Annotated in this window: 2 protein-coding genes and 1 pseudogene; all 3 read right to left on the bottom strand. The window is 30.8% G+C overall.

Features of this window, described 5'->3' with window-relative positions:
* A pseudogene (locus ABY298_RS15910) lies at positions 1 to 1,553 on the bottom strand (hypothetical protein); the annotation flags it as partial.
* A gap of 117 nt (positions 1,554 to 1,670) precedes the next feature.
* A complete protein-coding gene (locus tag ABY298_RS15905; RefSeq protein ID WP_372747027.1) occupies positions 1,671 to 1,928 on the bottom strand; it encodes a hypothetical protein in 258 nt (85 codons plus the stop codon).
* A 416-nt stretch (positions 1,929 to 2,344) separates the two neighbouring features.
* Positions 2,345 to 2,594, bottom strand: a 250-nt coding sequence (locus tag ABY298_RS15900; RefSeq protein WP_372747026.1) for a T9SS type A sorting domain-containing protein, incomplete at its 5' end; no start/stop codon positions are given.

Here is a 2,594-nt window from a genome sequence, read left to right as displayed (position 1 = left end):
TTCCTACTATTTAATTCTTCATCCACATCTCTAATTCCATCATTATCATCATCTATATCAATATCATCAAAAACACCATCTCCATCACTATCAAAAAAGGCACTAACAGTTGCAACTATAGCTACTCTTGATGAAGTACAACCTCCATCAGTAGTTTCTACATAATAAGTTGTTGTTGTACCTAATGAAGGTGTTATAAAGGTAGAGCCCGTTTGTAATGCAGTACCTCCTGAAGCCGCAGCATACCATGAGATTGTTCCAGATGAAGCAGTTGCAGATAAGGTTGCAATTCCATTTAAAGAAACCGTATCAGAAGTTGTACCAGTAATTGACGGAATTGAGTTTACAGTAATAACAACTGTATTTGAGTACTCTAAACAAACACCGTTTGTGATTTGTGCTCGATAATACCTTGTTGACGTAAGCGCACCCATTTGCGCACTGCTTAAAGTTGCAGAAGTAGCTCCTGAAATATTTACAAATGTGTTATTGTCTGATGATGATTGCCATTGAATAGTACCTGTTTGACCTGATAAAGTTAAATCAGTTGGTGAACTACCACTGCAAATTATTTGACTTGAAGATGCCGTTCCTCCAACAGCAGTAGAGCTTACAGTTATTGTATGTGTTTCTGTGTTTGAATAAGAACTGCCAGTTGAAAAAGTTCCTTTAACTGTAAAAGACAATATATATACGCCAGCCTTTGATAGCGTGTAAGCAGGTATTGAAGTTATATTAATATAGTCTGTAGTTATTCCGCTTGGGTCTGTAATAAATCCAGAATAAGATACTGTTTGACCAGATATTAGCGTTCCACTATATGAACCTTGTAAATTCAGTGAGGTATTTTGACAATACACAGCCTTATCCGCAGGATTATCTATATTTGCGTTTAAGGTTCCCCCAGAAGCCACAATCTCTCCAAAAGTTGCTACGGTTCCTCCACCACCGCGACATACAGCAATTACATCTCCACCTATAAAAATTTCGGTATTGTTAGAACATGCACCTGTGATAACACCACCATCTTGTATAGCTAACACCGCATTAGTTGGCAAATACAAATCTACTTTTTGAGTATCGAATATTAACTCCCCACCATTTAAAACATCTATTAATGACGTGTTTAACGTTACTGATTTAGGATTTGATCCTCCAACTAAATTAAGTTTCCCGCTTACGCTTACTTCACCCATATTGTTACTAACAAAATTAGTGCTCACAGAAACAGTATTATCAACTAGTATAGTAACTAAATAAGTGCCCGTATTTTGACCAGGATATGTTGTTGCAGTAACCCAAGAGCTTCCGTTCCAAGTTTCCCAAGTACTTGCAGTTTGCCAATCGCCTGTAGCAGCAGATCTAAAGTCACCTATGGTTTGTGCAAATGATAATTGTGTAAATAAAATTATAGCGAATAAAAAAAATAAATTTTTATTGGATGTATTTACAAATCCAGTTTTAAACTTAAAAGATTTGAAAATACAAGGTGATAATAACGACCTAAAGAAAGCCTTTATTTGAGGTGAATATTTTTGTGTGTTTTTTTTCATAAGGCAATTGGGATTTCAAGTTCATTTTTTTTTGTTTTCTAATTTTTTATGTCATTTTATTGATATTTTGGTTTATAATCTGATAATATTAAAAGTTTAAATATTTAACACAAATAGTTAAATACATTCCTTTTTTGTAAAATACAATAACCCATATTCAAAGCATAAACTTGCTTTAATAGAGTTTTTAAAAGCATTTATAGATTTTTGATTAATTCTAGCAAACAAACTAACCTTGCTATGAACAATTGAATTCCATAATAAATTAAAGTAATTAGCAGTATATAACAATAGTGAAGACTTTTCTTGCACAACAGAAAGCAACAAATTTGATAATTTAAATTTTAGAATTGAAAGAAAAACTACTGGGGCCATAGCTAAATTTTAAGTTAGGGTTTCTATAGCTATACAATTTTTTTATTAATTTTCAAAGCTACATACTCTCAAATTTACTAAAATTAAAGTTATTAACAAACTAAATTGAAATAAAAAATAACGCAAACTACTATTTGTTAGCTATTTAGAATCATTTTAAGCAGTTATTAACAAATTTTTTATTTAATCAAATCCCACTAACATTAGCTGCTTAAATGCCTAAAATAAGATAGATTAAAATGTATACTATTAAATAAGTAACAAAACTGTAGATTTAAAACTATATTTAGTTTTATTGCTATTATATAAATAGGTATATAACTATGATAAAAACACTTTTATAGACCATAATAAATACAAACAACCCTCAGCATAACTAAATACTGAGGGTTGTTTAAAAAGCTTTAAAATCTAAATTATTGAATAATTATTTTTGTGTTGAAACTTCCTTTTTCCGATTTAATAGCCATAAAATAAACACCAGAACTTACATTTAATGGAATTGAAAATACACTTTCTTTTGATGTGTTCTTATAATGTTTCATTACCTGACCTAATTGATTATAAACCGCAATCCAAGTTATTGTGGCTCCCGAATTATTTGTTATTTGTAACTCAGAACTTGTATTGTTCATATACACTAGCATACCAGCTTGTAAAATTTCA

Source organism: Lutibacter sp. (assembly GCF_041596795.1).
GTDB lineage: Bacteria > Bacteroidota > Bacteroidia > Flavobacteriales > Flavobacteriaceae > Lutibacter.
Note: the sequence above shows the minus strand (reverse complement) of the source record. Positions and strands in the feature narration are given on the sequence as shown.